Origin of the sequence: Cobetia amphilecti (assembly GCF_032923285.1) — a bacterium.
Classification (GTDB): Bacteria; Pseudomonadota; Gammaproteobacteria; order Pseudomonadales; family Halomonadaceae; genus Cobetia; species Cobetia amphilecti.
Genome location: NZ_CP136695.1, coordinates 3,675,795 through 3,698,823, shown reverse-complemented (window position 1 = coordinate 3,698,823; position 23,029 = coordinate 3,675,795). Strand labels below are relative to the sequence as shown.

The window sequence follows — 23,029 nt, the reverse complement described above, 5'->3', positions numbered from 1 at the left end:
ATCAGCTGACGCTTAACAGGCGATAGCGTAACAGGCGACGAACGCCAGCCATGGGCGCAGGCGTGGGCTGGGCGTATGAGTGGCTCCGTGCGTTGAGTGTGACAACTCGTCGTGGCGCGAGGTTCGCAGGCTCGCAAAGCATGCGCGAGCTAGCGTAAAGTTGGGCCCTTGAATGCACATGGCGTTCGCACAATAGCATGGGAAACCGGCATGAATGATCCATCGGCGAAGCGCCTCGTGAGTCCGCAGTCCAGGCCAGTCAACCGCGGGCACGGCTCGCGCAGCTCCATCTGGCGCAAGGTCGCCCTGGCCGCAAGTGTGACAGCGAGCCTGGCCGCGACCTTGGCAACAAGCCTGTCTGCGAGCCTCTTCAGCCCTGCGGCCCTGGCCGCCGAGGCGCCGCTGGCGACAGGCGAGCGCCACGTGCTGGCGGCCAATGACTGCCTGCCCGCGCCCAGCGGGCCGGTGGTGCTGACGGTCGAGGGCGCTGTCAGCTGTGGCAATGCCGGTTCCCTGCAGGCACCACGGGCGCGTTTCGATCTGGCGATGCTCGAAGCCATGCCGTCGCGCGTGGTGGCCACCCACACCCCCTGGACCCAGGGACGAGTCAGCTTCTCCGGCCCGCTGCTGCGCGAGCTGGTGGCGCGGGTGTCTGAAGATGCCAGGGGGCTCAAGGTGCGGGCACTGAATGACTTCGTGGCCGAGATTCCCCTCAGCGACATCGAGGACTTCGATGTCCTGCTGGCCACGCGACGCGACGGCGAGCGCATGCCGGTGCGTGACCTCGGGCCCTTGTTCGTGCTGTATCCCTTCGATGCTCATCCGGAATTGCTCAATGAGCAGGTACGCTTTCGCAGTGTCTGGCAGGTCACCGGGCTGACGCTGGAGTGAGCGAGGGCTGGCGCCTGACCCCTCAGGCGCAAGATGACATGGAGTCATGCAGTGAATCAGTCGCCGGATGAAAGATCCCCGCTTTCAGGCACCGCTGCTGATCAGTCCCTTGCTGATCAGGGCATTGCCGCGTCGGGTGTGGGCGGAAGCGGCAATTCCCCCGCGCGCTGGCCGCTGTGGCTGGGCATGGCGATCAGCATCCTGTGTCTGCTGGCCTCCATCGGCATCGGCGGCACCATCCTGCACAACCAGTTCAGCCTGGAAGACCGCACCCGCGATGACGCCGTCTGGTCGATCTACAAGCTGGATCGCGAGGCGGTCAGCCTCTCCTCCTCGATAGCGCGCTATCGCGTCGCCGGGCCAGCCGATCGGGCCAGCATCTGGAATGAGGTGCTGCAGAATTACGAGCTGCTCTACAGCCGCACCTATATCTTCCGGCGGGGGGATTTCCAGCGCCATCTGATGACCCTGCCGGCCGTGCCGCTGCTGGCCGATGAGTTGATGAGCCAGATCGAGTATCTCGATCTGCGGCTGGAAAAGTGGCGGCATGGCCCGGTGTTCGAGGGCACGGGCCCGGTGCAGGGCGCCCAGGCTGACGACGCTTCAGTAGATGACGCTGCACAGAGCTCCCAGGTGCTGGGGCCCGAGGGTCGCGAGACGGCGGAGTTCCAGAAGCTGAGTGATGCACTGGGCGATACCACCCAGACGCTGTTGTTGCGGGTACGCGCACGCCTGGCCGAGGAGCTGGCCCACGAGCGTCAGAGCCGCGACAGCCTGGTGCAGCTGATGTTGCTGCTGCTGGCGCTGATGCTGCTGGCCACCTTGATGGTCTGCCGTCAGGTCTGGCTGCAGGCCCGCGGACGTGAACAGGCCCGCCTGCAGATGCTGGCGATGTCGTCGGCTCTCAAGCACGAGGCGGCGCGGGCCGAACAGGCCAGTCGCGCCAAGTCCGAGTTTCTGGCCACCATGAGCCACGAGATTCGTACCCCGCTCAATGGCGTGATCGGCATGAGCGAGCTGTTGCTGGCCGAACCGCTGCAGAGCAGTGCGCACCGCTATGCCTGCAGCCTGCGCGACAGCGGCGAAGTGCTGATGGGGCTGGTGGATGATGTCCTCGACTTCTCCAAGATCGAGGCCGGCAAGCTCAGCGTCGAGCGACGTCCCTTCGAACTGCACACGGCCATCGATGGCGTGATCGACCTGCTGCTGCCGCAGATGGACAGCACGCGCATCGTCTTCGATGACCGCCGTTCCGCCCAGCTGCCCGAGCAGGTCATGGGCGATTCGGTGCGTCTGCGTCAGGTGCTGCTCAATCTGCTCTCCAATGCCTTCAAGTTCACCGAGCAGGGGCGTGTCTGTCTGCTGGTCGAGGCATTGCCGGCGGGGCGCGTGCGCTTCGAGGTCGATGACACCGGCATCGGGGTCAGTGAAGAACAGGCCGCCCAGCTGTTCGAGCCCTTTACCCAGGGTGATGCCTCCACTGCGCGTCGCTTCGGCGGTACCGGACTCGGGCTTTCGATCTCGCGGCGGCTGGTCGAGTTGATGGGTGGGCGACTGGGCCTCAAGCAACGCCCGGGCAAGGGTGCCTGCTTCTGGTTCGAGCTGCCGCTGCCACGCGCCGCGGCGCTCAAGCGACCAGCCTTCACCTCCGCGCCCCTGCCGCTCAGCCGTGGCGAGCATGTCCTGGTGGTCGACGACAATCACATCAATCGCGAAGTGGCCCACTCCATGCTCAGTGGCCTGGGCTACACGGTGACGACGGTCGACAGTGGCGAGGCGGCGCTGGCGTGGTATGCGCGCCAGCGCGATACGGTGCTGGTGCTGCTCGACCTGCGCATGCCGGGACTGGATGGCTTTGCGGTGGCGCGGCGTTGGCGCGCCATGGAGCACAGTGACAGGCGTGCGCCGAGCCTTATCGTCGCGATGACGGCCAATGTGGCGGCGGGGGAGCGTGCGCGTTGTCTCTCGGCGGGCATGAACGACTTCCTGTCCAAGCCGATCCGGCGTCAGCAGCTCGCCAGCATGCTGGCGCGCTGGCAGTCGGGCAGCCAGGACCTCGGCGAATGGCGCGTCAATGCCCTCGCCAGCACCCAGCCCTTCGACCCGATCAGCTATTCCCCTACCACTGAGCGACCGCCCCACTTCGAGGCACCGCCGGTAACCGGTGAGGCACTCGCGCGTGCGGCGTCATTGGTGGCATCACTCGATTCCCCCGCTGCGCGGCGTCGCATGATCCATGAGGCTCAGGCGCGTGCCACTGAGGCCGAGGCTGAAGCTGAAGCTGAAGCAGACAAGGTCAATGAGCCGTCGGCGGCTGGCCCCATCGAGCGGCGTGAGCCTGAGGGCAAAGGCGAAAGCGAAGGCGAGGGCGAACGGGAAAAAGGGGGACACACGAGCATGAACACTAGGGAGTCGTGGACATCTGGCGGATCAGCGGCGGAGCTTGCACAGGCCGCGACGCCTGCGCTGCGGGATGAACTGGATGCCGACAGCATCGCGGCCCTCGAGGCGGCCTTCGAGGAGCAGCTCGAGCAGCAGTCCCAGCGCCTGTCACGGGCGGTGGATCACATGGATCTGAAGCAGCTGCAGCATGAAGCCCATCTGCTCAAGGGCAGCGCCGCTACCCTGGATCATGACCTGCTGCGCGATGCCGCCCTGCAGCTGGAGCTGCTGCTGGCATCCGACACGCCGCGCACCCGCATCGAGGCCGCGGTGGCGGCGCTGCTGGCCGAGATTCGCGATCACCGCATCGCCCACGATGCCGGTCAGGCCTGGCGCTAGCACAGCCTGGCGCCAGCACAGTTTGGCGCCAGCAAAGCCGCCCTCGGCCAGACACATCACCTCAGGCATCACCTAAGACATCACCTCAGTGCTGGCGGCGGCGCAGTTCGCGTTCCACCAGCGTCACACCGGGCGTGATCTGGCCCTGAATGCCCTGCAGCGCCAGCGTCAGCGTCGCATCGGCGATCTGCTGGTGACGCTGGGGCAGTGAATGGATCGGCAGCGGCAGAAAGTCGAGCAGGCGGTCGTCGCCGAAGCTGGCCATCGCCTTGGGCGGATTGGCCGGCGGCCCCTCGGCGAACAGCACATCGAGCACGCCATCCATCAGGGTGTAGGAGGCGGTGACGATGGCGTCCGGCAGCGGTGAATGGCGGAGATGCTCGGTCAACGCCGCCGCGCCCGCCTCGCGCTCGTAACGCGCGGCATGCAGGGTGGTGGCCTCAAGCTCGCTGCTGCCGGTGCGCTGCTGATAGTGCGTCAGCGCCGCCTGCATGCCGCTGGCGCGCGCCCGCGTGATATCGATCTCCGGCAAGGCATCCAGCCACAGCAGTCGCTGCGGCGCGTGTTCCAGCACGGCTTCGGTCAGCTGGCGGGCGGCATCTTCATTGTTGCTGACCACGCTGGCGAAGTGGCGCGTATCCAGCGCGCGGTCGACACCGATGACCGGGAAGCCATCCAGCGCCAGTTCGCGGTAGAAGGGGTCATCGGGGGACAGGCAGCTGGCGGTGATCAGTGCATCGACCCGCCGCGCCTTGAGCATGCGCGCCAGCTCGCGCTCGGTTTCCGGCTCATCGTCGGAGCAGACGATGAACAGCTGATAGTCGCGCTCACGCGCCCCGCGCTCCAGCAACTTGGCCAGGCGGGCATAACTGGCGTTCTCCAGATCCGGCAGCATGAAGCCCAGCGTGCGGCTTTCACCACGCCGCAGCGCGGCTGCCTGGGCATCGATCCGATAGTGATGACGTTGTACCACCGCCATGACGCGCTCGACCGTCTGGGGGCTGATACGTCGTGCCTGTGCCTGCCCATTGACCACATAACTGGCGGTGGTGCGTGAAACGCCTGCAAGACGCGCGATTTCTGCCAGGGTCATGCCACTGTCCTTGCTGGAAAGGGGGAACGGGATCTGCGTGCTCCATGTTCGAGGAATGATGCGCACTTGTGGGCTCGGGTGCAAATCCTCTCTGCGCCGGGCACGCCTCGCTCGACGCCTCTCGAGCCCGCGCCACAGGCGGCTCTACGCCCAATGTCTAGTCACCAGAAGCACGTTTTCGGTTTGTGTTCGCTTGATCGGGCGCAAGAAAACGGCCAGCATGAGCCCTATTGAGGTGACACGATTCAGCATGCTCGTCATCACGCCATGACGCCGCTACCCTGTCGGAACTCGCCAAGTGACGTGTCGCGGCAGCTGAAATACTCGCTTGCAGCGCACCGCCAACATCCAGGCTCCTCATCAGAAGGGAGCCTCAAGGAGCCAGCCATGCTCAGTCTTGATCGCGAGGACATTCTTCTCGCCGCCCATGCCAGCGACTGGCGCGATGCCTTGCAACAGGCCGCCGATGCCCTGGTCGCCGGTGGGCGCGCCACGCCCGACTACCGTGAGGGCCTGCTGGCGCGTGAAGCCCAGTCTTCCACCTACCTGGGGCAGGGGATCGCGATTCCCCACGGCACGCCGGACAGCCGCGAGGCCGTGCTGGCCACCGGGGTGCGTGTTCTGCAGTTTCCGCAGGGCGTGGAGTGGCACGACGGCAATCGCGTCTTCCTGCTGGTGACCATAGCGGCACAGTCCGATGAGCATCTCGACATCCTGCGCGCGCTGACGCGCGTGCTCGATCGCGACGGTGTCAGTGAGCGCCTGGCCTCGGCGACCACCGCCGAGGAAGTGCTGAGCGAGCTGGGCCGCGAGGTGGTGCCGCCGCGCCTGGATGCCGAGACGCTGCTGTGCGGCTTCCCCGCGCGCGATCGTGATGAGCTGGTGCTGGCGGGGGCCGCGCGTCTGCGTCAGGCCGGCTGTGTCAGTGATGGCTTCATCTCGGCCATGCTCGCCGCCCAACCGGTGGCGCTGGGGCAGGGCGTGTGGCTGGCGCAATCACAGCAGGATGTCACCCGCTCGGCGCTGGCCATCGTCACGCCGGAGAAAGCACTGGAGACGCGCCACGGGCGCATCACTGCGCTGGCCTGTCTGGCAGTCGATGCCCAGCAGGGCCAGCATCAGCCGTTGCTTGAGCGCCTGCTGACGCTGCTGGAAGAGGGCGCGGGAGAAAGCCTGCCAGGCCTGTCGGCCAGCGCCCTGCTGGCGCGGCTGTCTGGGGAATCCGCCACGGCGCAGCTGGCTCAGGTCGTGTTGCTCAATGCCCACGGCCTGCATGCGCGTCCGGCCAAGCAGCTGGTACAGGCGGCGCGCGAAGCCGGTGAGCAGCATGGCGTCATTCCGGCGTTGCGACTGGAAGGCGATGACAGCGGTGTGGTCAGTGCCGCCAGTCTGACCAAGGTATTGGGGCTGGGCGCACGCCGCGGCCAGACGCTGATCTTCAGCGCCTCCGGCGATGACTCGGCGGCCAATCAGGCGGCGCTGAGCATGATGGTGAGCGCGGTGCAGGCCGGTCTCGGCGAGGCGGTGGAGCCGCTGGCCGATTGGCGCGCCGACGCCGCCATGCCGCTGGAGGCCAGCGAACAGCAAGCCACCGGCGACACCCAGCAGGCCGCTCCCGACGCCGACAGCGTGGTGCCCGCGGTGGCCGCCTCGCCGGGCATGGCCATCGCGCCGTGCTGGGTGATGCGCCTGCCGCGCTTCGTCTACGAGACGCGCAGCGATGCCGGCGCCGATCGTGAGGCCGAGCGCCTGGTGGCCAGTATCCAGACCGCCCGCGAGCAGTTGCTGGCGCTGGTCAATCGTGCCGAAGGCGCCGAGATGGCCGAGATTCTCTCGATGCACGAGGAGATGCTCGGCGATCCGGAGCTGTTTGCCGCGGCGCGCGAGAGCCTCGATGAAGGCCACAGCGCCGAAGCGGCGTGGTGGTCGGCCATCGACAGCGCCGCCAGCGCCCAGGAGAACCTCGCCGATCGCCTGCTGGCCGAACGCGCCGCCGACCTGCGCGATGTCGGCCGGCGGGTGCTCGGCGTGCTGACCGATACGCCGCTGCCCAGCGCCCCCGAGACACCGCATGTGCTGGTGACTGAGGACATCGGCCCGTCGGATGTAGCGCGTCTGGATACCACTCGCGTGCGGGGGCTGGTCACGGCGTTGGGCGGGGCGACCTCGCACAGCGCGATTCTGGCGCGTTCGCTGGGCATTCCGGCGGTGGTCGGGGCTGGCCCGAGCGTGCTGGCGATCGCCGATGGCAGCGAGCTGATCGTCGATGGTGAACGAGGCCGCGTCAGCGTGATGCCCTCGGCCAGTCGCCGCGCGCGTGCCGAAGAGGCGATCGCCGGGCATGAGCAGCGTCAGGCCGCCGCCTGGGAGTCGCGCATGGCACCCGCCACGACCCTGGATGGCCATCATGTCGAGGTGGTCGCCAATCTGGGCAACACCGCCCATGCCGGCGACGCCGTCGAGCGCGGTGCCGAGGGTGTCGGCCTGCTGCGTACCGAATTCGTGTTCATGGCGCACCCGCAGGCGCCGGATCTTGCCACCCAGACCGCCCAGTACGGCGAGGCGCTGGATGCGCTCGAGGGGCGGCCGCTGGTGGCACGCACGCTGGACGTCGGCGGCGACAAGCCGCTGCCGTACTGGCCGCTGCCGCGTGAGGACAATCCCTTCCTCGGCCTGCGCGGCATTCGCCTCGCCCTGACCCGCCCGGAAGTGCTCGAGACCCAGGTGCGGGCGCTGCTGACGGCCGCCGGTGCGCGGCCGATCCGCCTGATGTTCCCGATGGTCAAGGACCTGGCCGAGCTGCGTGGCGCGCGTGCCATCGTCGATCGCGTGCGTGCCGAGCTGGACGCCGCCTACGAGACTGAGCATGGCCAGCCGCCGGTGCGCGACGTGCAGGTCGGCGTGATGATCGAGATTCCCTCGGCGGCGCTGACTGCTGCCAGCATCGCGCCGGAAGTCGACTTCTTCTCGGTGGGCACCAATGACCTGACCCAGTACACCCTGGCGATCGACCGTGGCCATGCGACGCTCTCGGCGCAGGCCGATGGCCTGCATCCGGCGGTGTTGCGCCTGATCGAGATGACCGTCAGTGCCGCCCACGCCCACGGTGCCTGGGTCGGCGTCTGCGGTGAGCTGGCCAGTGATGACCAGGCCGTCGGCGTGCTGGTCGGGCTGGGCGTGGATGAGCTGTCGGTGTCCAGCCGCCAGATTCCGCTGGTCAAGGCGCGGGTGCGCGAGCTGGACCTGGCCACGGCGCGTGAGCAGGCGAGGGTCGCGTTGGCCCAGCCGACCTCGGAAGACGTGCGCAGTGCTCTGGAAGCGCTGCTCGAGCAGGGCGAGCCTTCAACTGCCGAGGTCACCTCAGGCGCTGCGGCCAGTCATGCGGCCAGTAATGCGGCCAGTAATGCGGACAGTAGTGGACACAGCCCGCGGGAGTCAGTGTGATGAATGACAACACGACGCGTCAGGCCGCCGGCTGCCCGGTATTGTGCGTGACGCTCAACCCGGCGCTGGACATGACCATCGGCCTCGACAGCCTGGTGCCGGGCAAGGTCAACCGGGCGCGCAGCCATCATCTCGAGGCGGCGGGCAAGGGCATCAACGTCGCGCGGGTGCTGGCGACGCTGGGCCATCCGGTGACGCTGAGCGGCTTTCTGGGCGCCGACAACCAGGCCGATTTCGAGGCCGCCTTCGCCGAGTGGGGGCTGAGTGACGCCTTCGAACGCGTCGCGGGCGCGACCCGCATCAACGTCAAGCTCGGGGAGGCCAGTGGCCGCGTCACCGATATCAACGGCGCGGGCATGCAGGTCGATGAGGCTGCCTTCACGCGGCTTGAGGCGCGCATCGATGACTGGATCGATCGTCAGCAGGCCGAGGGTAGCCCAGAGCGCTGTGCCGTCGTCATCGCCGGCAGCCTGCCGCCGGGCGTCAGCAGCGAGCAGCTGGCAAGTCTGGTGCAGCGGGTGCGTACCCGCCACATTGCCTGCTGGCTGGATACCAGCGGCACGGCACTCGAAGCCGGTCTGGCGGTGCCGCCCAGCGGCGTGAAGCCCAACGAGCAGGAACTGGCGCTGTGGGCGGGCGAGCCGCTGGAGAGCGACGCCGCCCGTCAGCGCGCGCTGGCGAGTCTGGTCGAGCATGGCATCGAGCAGGCGCTGATCTCTGCCGGCCCGGAAGGCGTGCTGTGGGCAAGCCCCGGCGCCGAGACACTGCGGGCACGCCCGCCGCGCATGCGAGTGGTCAGTACCGTGTGTGCCGGTGATACCCTGCTGGCCGCCATGCTGCATGGGGTGCTCTGCCATCCGACACCCACGGCGGCCATGCGTGAACGGATTCTGCGTCATGCCACGGCGCTTTCCGCCGAGGCCGTGACCCACCCGGGGCCGGGCAATCCCGCCGCCCCGGAGCTTGAAACCCTCCAACAACACACCAGCATCGAGACATTGGCCAGTGCCGAGGTCGCGACAGCCGGAGAGCCACGCCCATGAATGTCATCATCGTTACCGCCTGCCCGAGTGGCATGGCGACCAGCTTCCTGGCGGCGCGCCGCCTGGAGCAGGCCGCCCGTCGTCGCGACTGGGAGCCCCTCATCGACATGCGCTCGCAATTCGAGCGTGAACTCGTGTTGAGCGATGCCCAGCTCGCCGCCGCCGAACTGGTGATCGTCGCGGCGTCGCCGATGACCAGCGCCGGTCTCGAGCGTTTCGTCGGCAAGCGCGTGCATGTCGCGCCCATCGAAGAGGCGCTGCCGGACCCCGCCGCCTTCCTGGCCAATGCCGAGGCCCGCGCCCGCGTGCTGGAAGCCAAGGACATCGCCGACGTGGCTGCGACTGTCAGCGCCACGGCCACCGGCGCAGCAAGCGCAGCTGGTGGAGAGGTGGCGCACAAGCCGTCCATCGTCGCGGTCACCGCCTGCCCGACCGGCGTGGCGCATACCTTCATGGCCGCCGAGGCCCTGAGCGAGGCAGGGCGAGCGCTGGGCTACCCGACGCGGGTCGAGACCCAGGGCTCGGTGGGCGCGCAGGATGCGCTGACCGAGCAGGAAATCGCCGCGGCAGAGGTGGTGATCCTGGCCTGTGATATCGAGGTAGACCCGACACGCTTCGCCGGCAAACGGGTCTGGCGGACCTCCACCGGCACCGCGCTCAAGAAGCCGCGCGATACCATCGAGCAGGCACTGGAAGGCGCCGAGGTGGAATCCGCCACCGCCGCGGGCGGTCAGGGCAGCCAGCAGAAGGGCGAGAAGCGCGGCCCCTACAAGCACCTGCTGACCGGCGTGTCCTTCATGCTGCCGATGGTGGTGGCGGGCGGCCTGATGATCGCGTTGTCCTTCGTGTTCGGCATCAAGGCCTTCGAGGAAGAAGGCACCCTGGCGGCGGCGCTGATGCAGATCGGCGGCGGCTCGGCCTTCAAGCTGATGATTCCGGTGCTGGCGGGCTATATCGCCTACTCCATCGCCGACCGCCCTGGCATCACGCCGGGCATGATCGGTGGCTGGCTGGCCGCCACTCTCGATGCCGGCTTCCTCGGCGGTATCATCGCCGGCTTCCTGGCGGGCTACAGCGCGCTGGGGCTGAGCCGTTTCGTCAAGCTGCCGCAGTCGATCGAATCGCTCAAGCCGATCCTGATCATCCCGCTGGTGGCGAGCATGGTCACCGGTCTGGTGATGATCTACGTGGTCGGCACGCCGGTGGCGGGTCTGATGGCGACGCTGACCGAATTCCTCGAATCGATGGGCTCGGCCAATGCCGTGCTGCTGGGCATTCTGCTCGGCGCGATGATGTGCTTCGACCTCGGTGGCCCGGTCAACAAGGCCGCCTACGCCTTCGGTGTCGGCCTGCTGGCCAGCGAGACCTATGCGCCGATGGCGGCCATCATGGCGGCCGGCATGGTGCCGGCGCTGGGCATGGGGCTGGCCAGCTTCATCGCGCGTAGCAAGTTCGCCGAGCCGGAGCGTGAGGCGGGCAAGGCCAGCTTCATTCTCGGCCTGTGCTTCATCTCCGAGGGTGCGATTCCGTTCGCCGCCAAGGACCCGCTGCGCGTGATTCCGGCCTGCATGGTCGGCGGTGCCGTCACCGGCGCACTGTCGATGCTGATAGGCGCCAAGCTGCTGGCACCGCACGGCGGGCTGTTCGTGCTGCTGATCCCCAACGCCATCAACGTGCCGCTGATGTACCTGGGCGCCATCGTCGCCGGCACCCTGGTGACGGGTATCGGCTATGCGCTGATCAAGAAGGGCGCACAGCAGGTCGAGACCGCTGCCGCGACCTGAGCCGCTGGCAGGCAGGTAAGGACGCAAGCCGCAAACGCACAAGGCAAGACGCAAAAAGCCCCCGCCGGTCTCCCGGCGGGGGCTTTTGCATTGCAGGCCGAGCGCAGGCGCTCAGCGACAGCGGATGGCTCAGTCCAGTTCTGATCAGTCCAGCTTCGATCAGTCCAGTTCTGACTTGCCGATCACGCCAGGCATCGCCGGGGCTTCATTGACCGTGTCGTGGCGCACGAAGGCCAGATGCTGCTGGTAGGCGGTGACGACTTCGTCGAGCACCTGGGCCCGCGACAGGCCGTTGAGCTCCTGACCGCTGCCACCTTCGGAGAGGTGCACTTCCAGACGCAGGTAGAAGTCGTCATTGGCGTCGATGAAGCTCGGCGTCTGCTGGCGTACCGCACGCACCTGGTAGACGAAGTTGGAGGCGTCCTCGAACTCGACTTCCAGCGTCACGCGGGGCAGCGGCTCATCTTCCAGCGTCTCTTCGGTGACGCTCGAGACCTGACCGCGACGATTGAGCTCCTCGGCCAGCTGGTTGAGTGCCGGACGGATGGAGCGCTTGAGGGTCGCCTCGGAACTGCCGCTCTGGGCGAAGTCGAGCACGTGATCCAGACGCTCATGCCAGTCGACACCTTCGTAGACGCAGCTGTTGTCCTGACGCACGTTCTCCTTGCGGTCCTCGATCATCAGCGCCTTGTACATGCCGATCATCATGAAGATCAGCACGATGGAGAAGGGCACGGCGGTGATCACCACGGCGCTCTGCAGCGCGCTCAGGCCCCCGACCATCAACAGTGCCAGCGTCAGCAGGCCGATGATGGCGGACCAGAAGATGCGCAGCCAGATCGGCGCATCGTGGTTCACGTCCTTGAGGATGGAGGTGAAGTTGGCCAGTACCAGGGCGCCGGAGTCGGCGGAGGTCACGAAGAACACGATACCCAGAATCGCCACCACGGCGGTGGTGATGGTGGAGTAGGGCAGCTGCTCCAGGAAGGTGTAGATGGTGTTCTGCGGTGCATTCAGGGCTTCGGTGGCCAGTGCCGCGACGTCCTGATTGGCGACCATGTCGATGGCGGAATTACCGAACACGCTCATCCACACCATCATGAAGCTCAGCGGAATCAGCAGCGCGCCGAACACGAATTGACGGATGGTACGACCGCGCGAGATACGCGCCAGGAACAGGCCGACGAACGGAGTCCAGGCGATCCACCAGCCCCAGAAGAACAGCGTCCAGCCGCTCATCCACTCATCGGTACCCGGGGTGTAGGCGTAGGTATCGAAGCTCTTGGCGGTGAACTGGGTGATGTAGTCACCGACATTGAGTACCAGGGCGTTGAGCAGCTGCGAGGTGTCGCTGACGGCGAGCACGAAGATCAGCAGCGCGGTGGCCAGCAGCATGTTGAACTCGGACAGCATGCGGATGCCTTTCTCGACACCGGTGATCACGGAAATGGTCGCCAGTACCATCACGCCGATGATCAGCGCGGCCTGGACGGCGAGGTTCTCGGGCACGCCGAGCATGAACTTGAGGCCGTAATTCAGCTGGATGACGCCGATGCCCAGCGAGGTGGCGATGCCGAACACGGTGGAGATGATCGCGAAGATGTCCACGGCGTTGCCGATCGGGCCATTGATGCGGTTGCCGAGCAGCGGGTAGAAGGCCGAGCGGATCGCCAGCGGCAGGCGGTGGCGGTAGCTGAAGTAGGCCAGCGACATGCCGGCGAGCACATAGATGCCCCAGCCGGAGAGGCCCCAGTGGAAGAAGGTTTCCACCATGGCATTGCGGATTGCCGCCTGGGTCTGGGGGTCACCGGTCACCGGCGCCACGTAGTGGGACAGCGGTTCGGCGATGCAGTAGAACAGGATGTCGATGCCGATGCCGGCCGCGAACAGCATCGCCGACCAGGACAGCAGCGAGAATTCCGGGCGTGAATCATCCGGCCCGAGACGAATGCGCCCGAAGCGCGAGCAGGCGATCAGCACCCCGAAGACCAGATAGGCGACGATGGCCAGCATGTAGAACCAGCCGAAGGTGTCGATGGTCCAGCCCAGGGCGCTGCCGATCCAGGCGTCGGCCTGTTCGGTGAACAGCATCGCGAAGGCCAGGAAGGCGAGGATACCGATGATCGATCCGTAGAAGACCGTCGGGTTGATACGACTCGAGGACGGCGTGGCGTTCTCGGCGGAAGCAGGTTTCTGCATGAGCAACTCCTTATCAGGGGAAGTTTCACTCGTGCGTGGTGCTTAGCTGCCCGTCAGCCGCAGAAATTGCGGGTGGCGTGCAGGAAAAGACGGACACGAACGGCACGGGCCGTGCTCAGCTCACGCGCGGGGCGGAACTTGCAGCAGCGGCAGTGTCGACTGCCGTGGCGACGCGATTGCAGGGGCATCGCTGGGCAGCAAGCAAGAAATGCCGATGGGCAATTCATGAGAGACGCCGGGCGCGCACCGTGGTGCTCTGGTGCGGCCCCTTTTCTGCAGGCCAGATTGGCCGCAGAAGAACGATGGCGGGCCGAGCGCTGGGGAACGCTGTGCCTTCATCGTGCTGCTCTCATCACTTCGAACGTCTACTCGGCGTCCCTGGACGTCACCCGCCTTCTTGCGAAGGGGCGGGTCACTCCGGTGTCTGCTCGCGAGTCCGTGGCGGTCGCCGTCGCTTGCTCCCTTGAAGTTGCCGGGATGGCAGGCGTCAGTCTCGTCGGCATCTGCCGGGTCCGCTTTCCTGTGACGGTTGCAGGCATCCCGTCTTGCTGCCACCGGTCGAGATCGGCAGCGGAGGGGAGCTCAGCAGTCAGGAAAACGCGACTCACATCATCACGCCGTGTAATGCTCAAAGCCTTGCAGAATTATTTTAATTGATTGTTCAATAAAAATATAACCCCCCTTTGGGGAAAAAGGCAGTGCAACTGTCGCTTCCGCTTATCCTCGTGTCGCGATCACATCGCCGCGAGGCCCGATTGCAGAGCCTCGCAGGCGCGGTGTCGTGCTTGGAAAAATCGCTGTCGGTAAAAGGACACAACGACGCCGCCCCGACCACAGAATCGTGGCCGGGGCGGCGAAAGTGACGTCAGCAGGGCAGCTGAATGGGTGTGTCCGGGGCGCGACCGTCCGGTTCTTACCCCGCCGGGCCCACGATCAGCCGGCTTTCAGCTGCCCGGGTGATGGCCTGACTCAGGCATCTTCAGACTGGTCGGCGTCATGCATCGGGCCGCGCTTCATGTCGCCGCCCTTCATGTCACCCTTCATGCCGCCATGATGCTTGCCAGCGTGATGGCGCATGCCATTGGCCATGAAGGCTTCCAGCGCATCGAGCTGCTCGGCGGACAGCACATCGGCGAGCTTCTCGCGGCCTTCCTCACGCAGTTCCAGGCGCTGCTCCTTCATTTCCTTGCGCATTTCCTGGCGGGCGGCGACACGCTCCTCTTTGTTGTCGGCGTCCTGCATGGCATCGCGCATGTCGTCGTGCATCTCTTTCATGTTGTCATGCATCTCGTCACGCATTTCCTTGCGGACTTCCTTGAGCGCCTGCATCTGGTCATCGCTCAGGTTCCAGCTGGCCAGCAGCGCCTTCATGCCTTCCTGCTGCTGACGGTCGGCCATCTTCGGACCGCGCTTGTCACGCTGGTGCATCAGGTCCAGCACCTTGATCTGGTCGTCATCCAGCACCTTGGCCAGACGATCGTGCTGGGTCTTGCGCAGTTCCTCGAAGGCGGCCTTGCGCGCTTCACGCGAGTCGAAGTCGGTCTTCTTGAGTGACTCCATGTCGTCACGCATGGACTTGAAGGAGTCCTTGAGCGCGCTGCGCTGGTCGTCATCCAGGTCCCAGCTGTCGAACAGGGCGCCCATCAGCTGCATGCGCTGCTTGCCGTCGTCGGCCATGTGCTTGCCGCCACGCTCGCCGGCCATGTGCTTGCCGCCGCGCTCGCCGCCACGCTCGTCGGCATGCTTGCCTTCGCCGTGACGTTTGCCGTCATGCTTGCCCATGTGCTTGCCGTGCATCGGCTTGCCGGCAGCCCAGTAGGCTTCGAGCACCTTGACCTGATTCTCGTCGAGAATCTCTGCCAGGGCGGCCTTGTGTTCTTCACGCTGTGCTTGGATGGCGTCGCGGCGCGCTTCGCGGGAGTCGAACTTCTGCTCCTTGAGCTGCTTGCGGCTTTCCATCTGCTGTTGCTTGAGTGCGTCGAGCTGTTGCTGCTGTTCATCGCTGAGATGCCAGCTGGCGAGAATCTTGTCGAGGCCTTCCTTGCGGTCGGCGCCGTCATGGTGCTTGTCGTTGCTTGAGGCCATGGCGGTCATCGGCAGTGCCAGGGCGGTCAGCAGACCGGAAACGATGAGCTTGCGAGAAATGCGGTTCATGGCGTACTCCGAGTGTCTAGATAAAGGGCCGGAATCAAGCGATAAGAGCATTATCAGCAGTGAATGTGCCGGCATTGTGCAACGTTTCATGGGGTTGCGTGCAACGCGCCTGGGCGGAACATGCAACGGCTTGCTGTGTCTTTTCTGCAGCGTGATCTTGTGGCCTGAATCCTGTAGGGACTGAGTCCTTGATCAAGGTGATGACGCCAGGTTTCAACCCGGGGCGCTCAGGCGCGGTTGCCATCAGCCACCGTGGTGGCGCTTCTTCGCCGCCTTGGCGTTCGCCTGGGCATTCGCCGGATAGTGGCGGTCGAACTGCTGGTGGAAGCGCTGGGTCTGATGGCGGTTCAGGACGCGATCGACATCGGCCAGGTAGGCCTTGCGCGCCTTGGCAAGCGCCTTGGCGTCGTGATGGCTCTCTGCGGCCTGACGTTGCTGGCGATAGTAGCGATATTGCTTGTCGAGGGTGGCACGCTGGCTGACGTTCAGGCTGATGCCATCCAGCAGCACGTTCAGCGAGACATCGGCGGCGCTGGCACTGGTCACGCTCAGCGGTGATGCCATCAGCATGACGCTCAGTACGCCGGCACCGATCAGGCGAGTGCGGGAGAGAGCACGACGGGCAGGACTGTGGGACATGACGAATACCTCACTTGTGGCGTAGACCCGCGCTTGAGCAGCAGTAAATGGCTCTCGCTTAGGCAGTGATGACAGTATCCGTCGCAGTTGGACAGCAAGTTCGCACCGTGGGTGCAACAAAAACGCAACCGCCGTCTGTGGTCACAGACGGCGGTTGTCATGTTTCTGAAAGGTTTCAGGGCCTGCGCGAGGCGAGATATCAGTCCAGCACGTCAGGCTCGAACTTGTAGCCGACCCCATAGATGGAGCGAATCACGTCGCGCTCCGGCCAGACATTGGCGATCTTGCGGCGCAGCTTCTTGACGTGGGAATCCACCGTGCGTTCGGAGACGATGCGGTGGTCGCGGTACATGTGGTCCATCAGCTGGTCGCGGGAGAAGATGCGCCCCGGCGACTGCATCATCACCTTGAGCAGCTGGAACTCGACCGCGGTCAGGCCCAGGTCGCTGCCATCGGCCAGTGCCTGCCAACCTTCCTCATTGAGTACCAGCTGGCCCTTGTCGGAGGTCTGCGAGAGGGTCTGATCAAGCGCCTGGCTGCGACGCAGCACGGCCTTGATGCGCGCCACCACCTCACGCGGACTGAAGGGTTTGCAGATGTAGTCATCGGCGCCCAGCTCCAGCCCCAGCAGGCGGTCCACTTCCTCGACCCGCGCGGTCAGCATCACGATGGGCAGCAGATTGTCCTCGGCCCGCAGCTGACGGCACAGGGTCAGGCCGTCGGTGCCCGGCAGCATGAGGTCCAGCAATACCAGGGCGGGTGTCTCGTCATTGACCGCCGCGATGACGGCGTTGCCGTCGTCGACATGCCGGGTGCGATATCCGCTGCCGTCCAGATAATCGCACAGCAGGCTTGCGATCTTGGGCTCGTCTTCCACCACCAGAATCAGCGGTTTCTGGGTCTCGGCCCGGGCGTCAGAGGTGTCGGCGTGAACGTCGCTCATGGTCAAGAGTCCTTGCAGATGAAAATGTCTGTTTCAAGTAGACAACAGCGGCAGGCGAATGTCCCATCGCAGTCCGCCCAGTGATGACTGGCCCGGCACCAGCTGGCCATCATGCGCACTGACCAGCGCGCTGGCGATCGACAGGCCCAGGCCTGACCCCCCGCTGGAGCGATTGCGCGAGTTCTCCACCCGGTACAGGCGCTCGGTGAGGTGGGCAAGCTCGGCCTCTGGCACGCCGGGGCTCGAGTCTTCCCAGCGCACGACCGCCCAGCCGGGGTGGCCGGCGCCATCCCCGGGTGAGGCGGCCTCGCGCAGCAGGCTGACCCTCAACTTGCCGGGCGAGTCGGTGTAGGCGCGGGTGTTGCTGGCCAGGTTGCTCCACAGCTGATGCAGGCGCTGCACGTCGCCCTGCACGCGCAGCGGCAACTGGATGTCGGTCTCAAGCAGAATGCCGCTGTCTTCCAGCCAGCCGCGCAGGTCGTCCAGGCTATCGCTGAGCTGGGCATCCAGCTCCAGCGGCTCGCGCCAGGCTTCCAGGGTGCCGGCATCGCTCTGGGCCAGCAGGCGCAGATCCGACACCAGGCGGTTGAGGGCATCCACCTCCTGCTCCAGCGAGCCGAGGCTGTCCTGGCTCATCGGGCGAATACCGTCCTGCATGGCCTCGATCTCGCCCTTGAGCACCGCCAGCGGCGTGCGCAGCTCATGGGAGATATCACTCACCCAGCGCTGGCGCGAATCGCGGTTGGTCTCCAGCGTCTGCGCCAGCGCATTGAAGTCGCCGGCCAGCCGCGACAGCTCATCCCGCCCGCGCACCGGCAGGCGGGTGGCATAGTCGCCGCTCGACAGACGGCTGGCGCCACTGGCGAGGTCACGCACCCGATGGCCCAGCCACCAGGCGATGCCGGCCGCTGCCAGCAGCGAGGCGAAGGTGGAGGACAGGATGATGGTCGCCAGATTGCGCGATTGACGCTCCAAATACTGGTCCTTGCCGCGGCGCAGGAATTCACTCACCGGCAGGTAGCCCAGCTCGCCGATCTTCTCGCCGTCCAGCTTGAGGTCCTTGAACCGCATGCCGGGGATGGGGCGCGGCGGCCCATTGAGGCGCTGGCCTCGGGTATCGCGCAGCATGTAGTCCTGGGGGCGATTCATGTTGGCGCCCGGCGGCATCTCGAACCTGTCCGGCGGCGCCTGGGAATGCACGATGCGCCCCCAGTTGCGCCGGCTCTTCATCCAGTCCCAGTTGCCTTCCGCGGCGTAGGCGCTGACCAGATCGGACGAGATCAGCTCGATGCGCTCCTGCTGGGTCTGCTCCAGATACTCCGCGAACCCTCTGTCCATGCTGTGGGAGATGAACATGTAGATGCTGCCGCCGATCACGACATTGGTCAGCAGCAGGATCACGAACAGCCGCACGGACAGCCGTGAGCGCCAGGCGGTGACGGCGGGCATCATGATGGCTGCTCCTCATGACGCGGGGTGCGGGGCGGCAGCCCCAGCAGGCGGCGCAGGTTGTGCTGCAGGTCCTCCAGCAACAGATAGAGCGAGGGCACCAGAATCAGCAGAATCACCGTCGCGAACAGGATGCCGAAGCCGATGGAGACCGCCATCGGGATCATGAAGCGCGCCTGACGCGAGGTCTCGAAGATCATCGGCGCCAGGCCGAAGAAGGTGGTCAGCGTCGTCAACAGGATGGGACGCAGACGTCGCGTGGCCGCCATGATGATCGCCTCACGCGCGGTGGCACCGGCCAGACGCTGGCGGTTGGCGTAGTCGATCAGCACCAGGGCGTCGTTGATGACGATGCCCGACAGCGCCAGCATGCCCATCAGGCTGATCACCGACAGGCCATAGCCCATCAGCTGATGGCCGATGACCGCGCCGATCAGGCCGAAGGGAATCGCCGTCATCACCAGCAGCGGCTGCAGATAGCTTCTGAACGGCAACGCCAGCAGCAGATAGAGTGCCGCCAGTGTCAGCAGCAACGACACCTGCAGTGACCCCAGGTTGTCGGCGGTCTCTTCCTGACGCCCGCCATAGCCGATGCTCAGGCTCGGATACTGGCTCTTCAGCTGAGGGTAGACGTCGCTTTCCAGACTGGTGATCACCTGACTGACCGCATCGGACGGGGTGACGTTGGCGGTGACCTCGATCACGCGGCGGCCATCGATGCGCAGAATGCTGGACGCGGCGCGTCCCTGCTCGATGTCGGCCACCAGCCCCAGGGGCACGCTGACGCCGTTGCCGGTCTGTACGCCGAAGTTCTCCAGCTGGGCGAGGCTTGCGCGCTGGTCTTCGGGCAGCAGCACCTTGACCTCGACCTCATTGCGGCCCTGCTGCTGCTTGAGGGCGGTCGCGCCGGAGAGCGGCCCGCGCAGCTGGTTGGCCAGGGTGGCGCCATCCAGCCCCAGCGAGCGACCGTAGGCATTGAGCTGCAGATAGAGCTCGCGCTTGCCGTCATCCAGGCCGCTGTCGATGTCGGACAGCGAGCTGTAATCCTCAAGCGACGTCGCCAGCGACTCGGCGGCGGCCATCAGCGCGCCACTGTCAGACGAGGAAAGGCGGATGGTGAGGCCCGCGCCACGCCCCGGCCCGCCGATATCGGATTCGAACAGCAGCGACTCGGTATTGGCGATGGTGCCGGCTTCCTCACGCCAGGCCGTGATCAGCTGCGAGGGCGACCAGTTGTCCTCCACCGTGGTGTCCAGATTGGCGATGATGCTCAGTGAGTTGCCTTCGATCTCGGCGCTGGTGGAATAGATCGCGGGGGCGTCGTCGCGCTCGCGGACCCGCTCCAGCGCGTCCAGCAGCAGGGTGCGCACTTCGCGGTCCTGGCTGATCGGGCTGCCCACCGGCAGGTTGGCGGTGACGCCGGCACGGTTGGACTCGACACGCGGCATCAGCGAGAAGCCGAGGCGGCCGCTGGCCATCCAGGCCATCGCCAGCACCAGCAGCGCCAGGCCGCAGATGGCGGTCAGGCCACGATAGTTCAGACACCCTTCAAGGAAGGGCTGGAAGCGGCGACGCGTGAAGCGCTCGAGCCCGTGCTGGACGCCATGGCGCACGCGGTCCAGCGGTGCCAGCCAGCGGATCGGCTTCTCGCTGGTGTGACCCAGGTGCGCGGGCAGGATGAAGATCGCCTCGATCCAGCTCAGCGCGAAGATGCTGATCACCACCAGCGGGATGATGCCGAATACCAGCCCGAGGAAGCCGGGCAGGAACAGCAGCGGAATGAAGGCCACGATGTTGGACAGGATCGAGAACGCCAGCGGCACCGCGATCTCGCGCGCGCCGAGAATGGCGGCTTCGCGCATGCTGGCGCCGCGCTCGCGGTGCGAGTGGATGTTCTCGCCGACGATGATGGCGTCATCGACCACGATGCCCAGCGCGATGATGAAGGCGAACATCGAGATCATGTTGATGGACACGCCGACCAGCGGCAGGAACAGCATCGCGCCGAGGAAGGCGGTGGGAATGCCCAGCGTGACCCAGAAGGCGAGACGCGCCTCGAGGAACAGCCCCAGCAGCACCAGCACCAGCACCAGGCCCATCCAGGCATTCTTGAGCAGCAGCTCCAGACGGTCCTGATAGACCAGCGAGTCATCGTCCTCGACGCTCAGCGTCAGTCCGCGCGGCAGGCTGGCGGTCAATTGCGGCAGCATCGCCATGGTCGCGGCGGACAGCTCGTTGGGTGTCTGGGAGCCGACCTGGTAGATGTCGAGACCAATCGCCGGTTCGCCGTCGTAGAGCACTTCCTTGTCACTGTCAGCGAAGCCGTCGGTGACGGTGGCGATATCGCCCAGGCGCACGACATTGCCTTCCTGGCTGGAGATCACCGGCAGCTGCGCGAACTCGGCGGCGCCGTCGCGCCGCGCCTCATAGCGCACCAGATATTCGCCTTGCTGGGTATCGAGGCTGCCCCCGGCCAGGTTGAGCGCCTGATTGCCGATCAGACCGGCGATATCCTGATGCGACAGGCCATAGCGACGCAGCGCGCCTTCTTCCAGCGCGACATGCACCTCGCGGTCACGGATGCCGGTCAGCTCCACCTTGGTGATGTCGTCGCTGTCGAGCAGGCTCAGGCGCAGACGCTCGGCGACATTGCGCAGGGTCTGGTCATCGGTCTGGCCATGCAGCTTGAGCTCCATCACGCTGCGCGAGCGGCCCGCCAGCGAGTAGACGGGCGGGTCGGATTCATCGGGCAGGGTGGTGATGCTGTCGATGGCCTGCTGGATGTCCTGATAGGCGCGCATGGTCTCGACGCCGTCCTGCAGCTCGATGGACAGCGAGCCGAGGCCTTCCTCGGCGGTGGCGGTGATCTCCTCGATGCCCTCCACGTCCTGTACCGCGGACTCCATCGCCTGCAACAGGCTCTCGGAGACCTCATCCGGCGTGGCGCCGGAATAGCTGACGCTGACGTTGATGATCTCGAGCTCGAAGGAGGGGAAGACCTCCTTCTTGATCTGACTGGACATCAGCAGGCCGCCGAGAATCAGACACAGCATCAGCAGATTGGCGGCGACGCCGTGATCGTGCATCCAGCGGATGGGGCCCTTGAGGCGCGACTGTGCCGTCATGAGTCACTTCCGGTGGTCGTGGCGTTCTTGTCGCCAGCTGCGGTGTTCTTGTCGCCAGCTGCGGTGCTCTTGTCGCCAGCTGCGGTGTTCTTGTCGTCAGCTGCGGTGTTTTGATCGGCAACCGTGGCGCTCTTGTCGCCAGCCGTCGTCTTGTCGTCAGCCGCCTCGGCATCAGTTGTCTTGGCGGTCGGCGTCGGCGCATCGCCGCGCACGCGCAGTGCCATGCCGGCTTCGACGCTGCTCAGGGAGCTGGTGATGACGCGCTCGCCGTCCACCAGACCGTCGGCGACCAGCAGGGTGTCATTGCCCAGATGGCGCACGCCTACCGAGCGCTTCTCGAGATGCCCGTCCTCCGTCAGCACCCAGACCTGCTGGCCGCTGCGCAGCGCACTGATCGGCAGTTCGATCAGCGAGGCGGTGCGCTGGGGTGTCAGGGTCGCCTCGACCACATCGCCGATGCGCAGCGCCGGGGTGCTGGCGCGCGCCTCCTCTGAGACATTGAGCGCCAGCGGGTCTTCCACCGCCACCATCACCTGGGTCAGCAGGCCGTTGTCTTCCAGCGAAGGCAGCACGCTCCACACTTCGCCACGGCGATGCTGGCCATCCGGCCAGGCCTTGCTCGAGAGCAGTACCGGCGTGCCCTGGCCATCACGGGCGTGGGTCGAGAGCCATTCCATGTCGGCCTGCGGCAGATTGAGGCGCACCCAGAAGCGGTCGGTGGCCACCAGCGTCAAAAGGTCGGTGAAGGCGTTGAGATCACTGCCTTCGCCGACCAGCCGCTCGCTGATCAGGCCGTCGTAGGGGGCGCGAATCTCGGTGCGGGCCAGATTGAGCTTGGCTTGATCGCGGCTGGCGCGGGCGCTTTCCACGGCGGCCTGGGCCGACTTGAGCTGAGGCTCGCGCAGGACCAGCGCTTTCTGGGCCGCCGGCAGATTGCGACCGAAGGTCTTGTATTCCGAGGCGGCGCGGATCTGCTCGCCCTTTTCAGAGGCGAGGCTGGCTTCTGCCGTGGCGAGATCCGCCTCGGCCTGACGCAGTGCCAGCTGATAATCCAGTTGATCGAGACTGGCCAGCAGCTGGTTCTTGCGAACCTCGCGGCCGGCCTCGATGCCTTCGGGGAAGGGCGCCAGCTGACCGCTGACGCGCGTGGAGACCGTGGTCTGACGATCGGCGATCACGCGACCGAAGCCCTCAAGCGTCGGGGCGTTGGCGGCATGGCTGACCGTCACTACCTCGACCGTGGGCGCAGGCGCTTCGCTGGGGGCACGCTTCGGTGCCCCGGGGCGATGATTCATCCACCAGGCGGCCAGCGCGATCGCCAGCGCGAGAATGATCAGCGCCAGCAGGCGCATCCAGATCAGGCGCCGCGAGGAGGGTGCGGGGCGGCCGGCAGGGGCGGGCGACGCGGAAGACGACGCTGGCGTCTCAGGGCTATGGTCCATGCGGACTCCGAACGAAAAGTGACTGGCCTGATGCGCAGCCGT

The 23,029-nt window shown here is 66.0% G+C and carries 13 protein-coding genes; 5 read left to right on the top strand and 8 right to left on the bottom strand.

All coding sequences use genetic code 11. The features are described 5' to 3' along the window. Nucleotides 1-210 precede the first annotated feature (210 nt). Entirely contained in the window at nucleotides 211-891 is a 681-nt protein-coding gene (locus tag R1T44_RS15730) for an oxidoreductase (protein WP_284727214.1), read from the top strand. Between the two features lie 51 nt (nucleotides 892-942). Beyond that, nucleotides 943-3,672: a sensor histidine kinase gene (locus R1T44_RS15725; protein WP_317292288.1), complete on the top strand. Its 2,730-nt coding sequence runs from the start codon at nucleotides 943-945 to the stop codon at nucleotides 3,670-3,672. Nucleotides 3,673-3,757: 85 nt separating this feature from the next. Here the strand turns inward: R1T44_RS15725 and cra are convergent, their stop codons facing one another. Then, the gene (cra, locus tag R1T44_RS15720) at nucleotides 3,758-4,765 is read right to left on the bottom strand and encodes a catabolite repressor/activator (RefSeq protein WP_284727216.1); all 1,008 of its coding nucleotides are present in this window, start codon (nucleotides 4,763-4,765) and stop codon (nucleotides 3,758-3,760) included. 387 nt (nucleotides 4,766-5,152) lie between these two features. On the opposite strand from cra, the gene ptsP reads away from it, so the two are divergent. The 3 genes from ptsP to R1T44_RS15705 are packed head-to-tail and all read left to right on the top strand — an operon-like array spanning nucleotide 5,153 to nucleotide 11,036. Next, entirely contained in the window at nucleotides 5,153-8,209 is a 3,057-nt protein-coding gene (gene ptsP / locus R1T44_RS15715; protein ID WP_317292287.1) for a phosphoenolpyruvate--protein phosphotransferase, read from the top strand. Beyond that, complete coding sequence (locus R1T44_RS15710) at nucleotides 8,209-9,252, top strand: 1-phosphofructokinase family hexose kinase (protein WP_284727218.1); 1,044 nt, start codon at nucleotides 8,209-8,211, stop codon at nucleotides 9,250-9,252. The genes ptsP and R1T44_RS15710 overlap by 1 nt, the downstream gene beginning before the upstream one ends. Then, a complete protein-coding gene (locus R1T44_RS15705) occupies nucleotides 9,249-11,036 on the top strand; it encodes a PTS fructose-like transporter subunit IIB (protein ID WP_279839636.1) in 1,788 nt (595 codons plus the stop codon). Before R1T44_RS15710 ends, R1T44_RS15705 begins: the two co-directional genes overlap by 4 nt. A 159-nt stretch (nucleotides 11,037-11,195) precedes the next feature. Here the strand turns inward: R1T44_RS15705 and betT are convergent, their stop codons facing one another. From betT to R1T44_RS15670, 7 genes are all read right to left on the bottom strand, one after another. Further along, nucleotides 11,196-13,235: a choline BCCT transporter BetT gene (gene betT / locus R1T44_RS15700; RefSeq protein ID WP_043334330.1), complete on the bottom strand. Its 2,040-nt coding sequence runs from the start codon at nucleotides 13,233-13,235 to the stop codon at nucleotides 11,196-11,198. 969 nt (nucleotides 13,236-14,204) lie between these two features. Beyond that, on the bottom strand, nucleotides 14,205-15,389 hold the full coding sequence (locus R1T44_RS15695) for a hypothetical protein (protein WP_284727220.1): 1,185 nt from the start codon (nucleotides 15,387-15,389) through the stop codon (nucleotides 14,205-14,207). A 243-nt stretch (nucleotides 15,390-15,632) separates the two neighbouring features. Continuing rightward, on the bottom strand, nucleotides 15,633-16,028 hold the full coding sequence (locus tag R1T44_RS15690) for a hypothetical protein (protein ID WP_284727221.1): 396 nt from the start codon (nucleotides 16,026-16,028) through the stop codon (nucleotides 15,633-15,635). Between the two features lie 199 nt (nucleotides 16,029-16,227). After that, nucleotides 16,228-16,971, bottom strand: coding sequence for a response regulator (locus tag R1T44_RS15685; protein ID WP_215823399.1), 744 nt, complete (start codon nucleotides 16,969-16,971; stop codon nucleotides 16,228-16,230). A gap of 33 nt (nucleotides 16,972-17,004) precedes the next feature. After that, nucleotides 17,005-18,423, bottom strand: coding sequence for an ATP-binding protein (locus R1T44_RS15680; protein ID WP_284727222.1), 1,419 nt, complete (start codon nucleotides 18,421-18,423; stop codon nucleotides 17,005-17,007). Then, nucleotides 18,420-21,545, bottom strand: coding sequence for an efflux RND transporter permease subunit (locus tag R1T44_RS15675; protein ID WP_225347219.1), 3,126 nt, complete (start codon nucleotides 21,543-21,545; stop codon nucleotides 18,420-18,422). The genes R1T44_RS15680 and R1T44_RS15675 overlap by 4 nt, the downstream gene beginning before the upstream one ends. Beyond that, on the bottom strand, nucleotides 21,542-22,987 hold the full coding sequence (locus tag R1T44_RS15670; RefSeq protein WP_284727224.1) for an efflux RND transporter periplasmic adaptor subunit: 1,446 nt from the start codon (nucleotides 22,985-22,987) through the stop codon (nucleotides 21,542-21,544). Before R1T44_RS15670 ends, R1T44_RS15675 begins: the two co-directional genes overlap by 4 nt. Between the last annotated feature and the right edge of the window lie 42 nt (nucleotides 22,988-23,029).